General features: G+C 65.4%; 5 protein-coding genes. 1 reads left to right on the top strand and 4 read right to left on the bottom strand.

Features of this window, described 5'->3' with window-relative positions; translation table 11 throughout:
- From ACLFQI_RS11780 to hisI, 4 genes are all read right to left on the bottom strand, one after another.
- The coding region (locus ACLFQI_RS11780; protein WP_410759569.1) for a peptidase U32 family protein at nt 1-744 on the bottom strand (744 nt) is incomplete at its 3' end.
- A gap of 132 nt (nt 745-876) precedes the next feature.
- On the bottom strand, nt 877-1,896 hold the full coding sequence (locus ACLFQI_RS11775; protein WP_410759567.1) for a TIGR01212 family radical SAM protein: 1,020 nt from the start codon (nt 1,894-1,896) through the stop codon (nt 877-879).
- Nucleotides 1,897-2,002: 106 nt separating this feature from the next.
- Entirely contained in the window at nt 2,003-2,473 is a 471-nt protein-coding gene (locus ACLFQI_RS11770; RefSeq protein WP_410759565.1) for a glycine zipper 2TM domain-containing protein, read from the bottom strand.
- A 60-nt stretch (nt 2,474-2,533) separates the two neighbouring features.
- The gene (gene hisI / locus ACLFQI_RS11765; protein ID WP_410759563.1) at nt 2,534-2,974 is read right to left on the bottom strand and encodes a phosphoribosyl-AMP cyclohydrolase; all 441 of its coding nucleotides are present in this window, start codon (nt 2,972-2,974) and stop codon (nt 2,534-2,536) included.
- A 69-nt stretch (nt 2,975-3,043) separates the two neighbouring features.
- Here hisI and ACLFQI_RS11760 point away from each other — a divergent pair, with 69 nt between their 5' ends.
- Nucleotides 3,044-4,396, top strand: coding sequence for a dihydroorotase (locus ACLFQI_RS11760; RefSeq protein ID WP_410759562.1), 1,353 nt, complete (start codon nt 3,044-3,046; stop codon nt 4,394-4,396).
- The last annotated feature ends 318 nt before the right edge of the window (nt 4,397-4,714 follow it).

Here is a 4,714-nt window from a genome sequence, read left to right as displayed (position 1 = left end):
GTCCTCGATCGCGTGGTAGGTCAGGCCGTCGGTGTTGAAGGTGCCCTTGCACAGGGTCGGATAGCCGACGTTCTCGCCCTTGGGATGACGCTGGATCAGCACCCCGCCGAGGCGGGTGTCGAGGCCGCTGTCGGTCTCGATCCATTCGACATGGCTGGCCGGCGAGCAGGCGCCATAGGTGTTCGGCGAGCGCCCGGTGGCATAGGACGACAGGATGCAGCGGCCCTCGACCATCACGCACAGGCTGCCGAAGGCGAAGACCTCGATCTCGACCGGGCTTTGGTCGATGACGTGCTTGACCTGGCTGATCGAGAGCACCCGCGGCAACACCGCGCGGCGGATGCCGAAGTGCTCGTGGTAGAAGCGCAGCGCCTCGTAATTGGTGGCCGAGCCCTGCACCGAGAGATGCAGATTGAGTTCGGGATGGGTGCGGCTGGCGTAATCGAGCACGCCGATATCGGCGGCGATCAACGCATCGACGCCGAGTTCGGCGGCGCGATCGACGGCCTGCTCGAAGCGCGAGAAGCCATCCGGGCGCGGGTAGGTGTTGAGGGCGATGAACACCCGCACGCCCTTGCCGCGCGCATAGCGGATGCCCTCGACCATCTTGTTCGGGGCGAAGTTGAGGCCAGCGAAATGGCGCGCGTTGGTGTCGTCGCGAAAGCCGATGTAGACGGCGTTGGCGCCGTTATCGACGGCGGCCTTGAGCGCCGGCAGATTGCCGGCCGGACAAACCAATTCCATCGTTTGGGTCACTCGTGGTTAGCGTGAAACAGATGCCGCGTCTTTTGGGCCGCGATGCGCGATGACGCTGGCCGTAAAACGGGTGCGTCATCGCGTGCGTCACGATGCGTTATGAACTTTAACGGCGCGATATCAGGCAACTCGCTCGATCGCTGGTGAAGAGGAACAGAGCGTTTGCGCCAAGGCCAGAGATCCCTGGCGCGTGCCACGGCGCCGCAGCGCGTTCTCGATACCGTTGAGCACGATCCACTTCTTCGAGCACCACTCGGGCGCGAGCAGGATCTCGCGCTGCGCGGTGCCGGTGACGCGGTGGTAGAGCACCTCCTCGGGGGTGCGCTCGATCAGGTCGGCGGCGATCTCGATGTAGTCGTCCAGCGCCAGCGGCCGATAACCGCCGCGCCGCCACTGATGCGCCAGCACGGTGTGTCGGACCACGTGCAGCGGGTGCAATTTCAGCCCGTCGGTGCCGAGCGCGATCACCCGCGCCAGGGTCTCCAGCGCGGCGTCGCGGCCTTCGCCGGGCAGGCCGACGATCAGATGGGTGCAGACCGGAATGCCGCGCAGTCGCGCCGCGCGCACCGTGCGCCGATAGTCGGCGAAGGAGTGGCCGCGATTGACCCGGGCGAGGGTGCTGTCGAAGGCCGATTGCAGTCCCAGTTCGAGCCAGATCTCGTAGCCCTCGGCGCGATAGCCGGCCAGCAATTCGAGGACCGCGTCCGGCACACAGTCCGGCCGCGTGCCGATCGAGAGGCCGATCACGTCCGGCTCGTCGAGGGCCTGCCGGTAGAGGGCGCTGAGGCGGGCGATGTCGTCGTAGGTGTTGGTGTAGGCCTGAAAGTAGGCGAAGAAGCGCGCGGCGCCGGTGCGCCGGCGGATCACCTGGCGTCCGGCCTCGATCTGCTCGGCGACGCTGCGTTCCGGGGTGAAGCGGCGCGCGCCGGCGCTCCGATTGGCGCCTGGGTTGTCGGCATTGGGGTTGTCGGCGTTGGGACTGAAGGAGACGTTGTTGCAGAAGCTGCAGCCGCCGCGTCCCTTGCTGCCGTCGCGATTGGGACAGGTGAAGCCGGCATGGATCGCCAGCTTATGCACCCGCTGCCCATAGCGGCGGAGCAGATCGACGCCGAAGGTGTTGACTCGATCCGCTAAGGTCATGCTCGCTGTCTGCTCGCTATCGCTCATCGATCAACGAAAACGGAAAACTATCGCAAACATCGCCCTGGTTGACATTGAGCAATGTCAACCAGGGCGAACATCACGATTAGCGCACGATTCGCGCCGTTCCGTAGCGGTCGGTCAACACGCGCACGCGATCGCCCGGTACCAGCGAGACATCGGCGGCCTGGGTGACCGCCACCGTGCGGCCATTGTCGAGTCTGACCGTGACCTCCAAGCCGCGCTGGCGCGTGGTTCCTTCCTCGACCGCCGAGCCTGCGGCGGCTCCGGCGAGACCGGCGCCAATGGTGGCGAGGGTGCGACCGGTACCGGCGCCGATCTGATTGCCGAGCACGCCGCCGATGGCGCCGCCGGCGAGGGTGCCGATACCGCTCCTGGTGCCCTCGATGCGCACCTCGCGCACGGATTGTACGATGCCGGATTGAACATTCTGGGCGCTGCGCGCTTGCTCCCGACTATAGTCGGAGGCCGACATGCTGGCCGGGCAGCCGCTCAGCAGCGTGACCATCGTCAACGCCGCGAGCCATAGCGCGGCAGGGAAATAAGTGCTCTTCATCGTGGGTGTCCTGTTCAATGCTCTCGTCAACAACGCGGGTTGGGTTCGTTTGTCGCTCGCTCAACGACCATATAGTATGTCCGGATCGACCAGGGGTTCCGCGACCACTTCAACGCGGTCGCCACGAATGGCATTGTAGAAGCAACTTTTGCGGCCGGTATGGCACGCCGGGCCGGTCTGATCGACCAGCAGCAGCAGGGTATCGCCATCGCAATCGAGCCGCGCTTCCTTGAGTCGCTGCACCTGGCCCGAGGCTTCGCCCTTGCGCCAGAGCGTGCCGCGCGAGCGCGACCAATAGCAGACGCGGCCGGTGGCGAGCGTCTCCTCCAACGCCGCGCGGTTCATCCAGGCCATCATCAGCACCTCGCCGCTGTCGTGTTGCTGGGCGATGGCCGGGATCAGCCCATCGTCATTGAACTTCAGGTTGGCCAGTACCTGCGTCCAGGGCAGGCTGGCGCCAAGCGGCGCGCGTTCGTTGTTGCCGATGCCTTCGCTACTCATGCCCTGGTCGCTCACTCGGTTTAGACTTGGAGTCTAGAGCCTATCAGTTTCAGAGATGACGAGCCCATCATGTCCAGCGTGCTGATCACCAATGCCGACTGCATCAACGAAGGCCGCCGCTTCGAGGCCGATGTACTGATCCGCGACGGCCGCATCGAGGCCATCGGCGCCGATCTGAGCGGCCGCGCCGCCGAGCGGGTGATCGATGCCGCTGGCAGGCTCCTGATCCCCGGCATGATCGACGATCAGGTGCATTTTCGCGAGCCTGGTCTGACCCACAAGGCCGACTTCGCCAGCGAATCGCGCGCGGCGGTGGCCGGCGGCATCACCAGCTTCATGGAGATGCCGAACTCCAAGCCGCCAACGCTGAGCCTCGCGGCGTTGGAGGCCAAGCATGCGCGCGCCGCCGAGGTCTCGCGCGCCAATTACAGCTTCTATCTCGGCGCCAGCAACGACAATCTGGAGGCGATCCGCTCGCTGCAGGTCGGCCAAAGCTGCGGGGTCAAGGTGTTCATGGGCGCTTCGACCGGCAACATGCTGGTCGACGACGAGGTGACGCTCGACGCGATCTTCCGCGAGTGCCCGCTGCTGATCGCGACCCATTGCGAGGACACGCCGACGATCCTCGCCAACGAGGCCGAGTACCGCGCCCGCTACGGTGAGGACGTGCCGATCGCCGCGCATCCGCTGATCCGCTCCGAAGCGGCCTGCTTCAAGTCGTCGTCGTTGGCGATCACGCTGGCGCGTCGCCATGACGCGCGTCTGCACGTGCTGCATCTGACCACCGCCAAGGAGCTGGCGCAGTTCAGCCCCGGTCCGGTCGCCGGCAAGCGCATCACGGCCGAGGCCTGCGTGCATCACCTCTATTTCGACGCGCGCGATTACGCCGAGAAGGGACACCTGATCAAGTGCAACCCGGCCATCAAGCGTCCCGAGGACCGCGAGGCCCTGCTCAAGGCGCTGGCCGAGGATCGCATCGACGTGGTCGCCACCGATCACGCGCCGCATACCCTCGCCGAAAAGGGCCAGAGCTACTTCAAGGCGCCGGCCGGGTTGCCGCTGGTGCAAGACGCGCTGCCCTCGCTGCTCGAGCATGTGCATGACGGTTGGCTGACCCTGGAGCAGGCGGTCGGCAAGACCAGCCATGCGGTCGCCGAGTGCTATGGGATCGAACAGCGGGGTTATCTGCGCGAGGGCTACTGGGCCGATCTGGCGCTGATCGACCTTAACGCGCCCTATCCGGTCGAGCGCACGCAGGTGCTGGCGAAGTGTGGCTGGTCACCCTTCGAAGGGCGTCGCTTTCGCTCGCGCGTTGTCATGACCTTGGTCAACGGTGAGGTCGCGTTCGAGCGCGGACCCTCGGGCGCTCAGGTGAACGACCAGCTGCGGGGACAGCGTCTGAGCTTTGCATCTCAGCGCTGAACATCTGCGTGGCTCATCTGGGAAAACGATTCGTCAATGGCCGTGTTTTTGTTGCGTCGTATCATTCATGCTCGATAGGACGCCGTTTATCGTGGACCTTCGTCCCCCTCTGACGGTCTCTTCACAGAGAGGCAGCATTGATGTTTTTTCGCCTGTTACCCGAGCTTAACGTGACACCAGCGCGCCACTGTCCGAGGTGGCGACGCGCCTTGTCCGTTCCTCCGAGACCCCTGCGCGCGCTCGCCCGTGGCGCATCGGCGTCCATCGTGCTCCTGCTCTGTGCCCTGGCGATGCCGCCCGCCGGTGCCAATGCCGGTG

Origin of the sequence: Halochromatium sp. (assembly GCF_046541315.1) — a bacterium.
Taxonomy (GTDB): Bacteria; Pseudomonadota; Gammaproteobacteria; order Chromatiales; family Chromatiaceae; genus Lamprobacter.
Note: the sequence above shows the minus strand (reverse complement) of the source record. Positions and strands in the feature narration are given on the sequence as shown.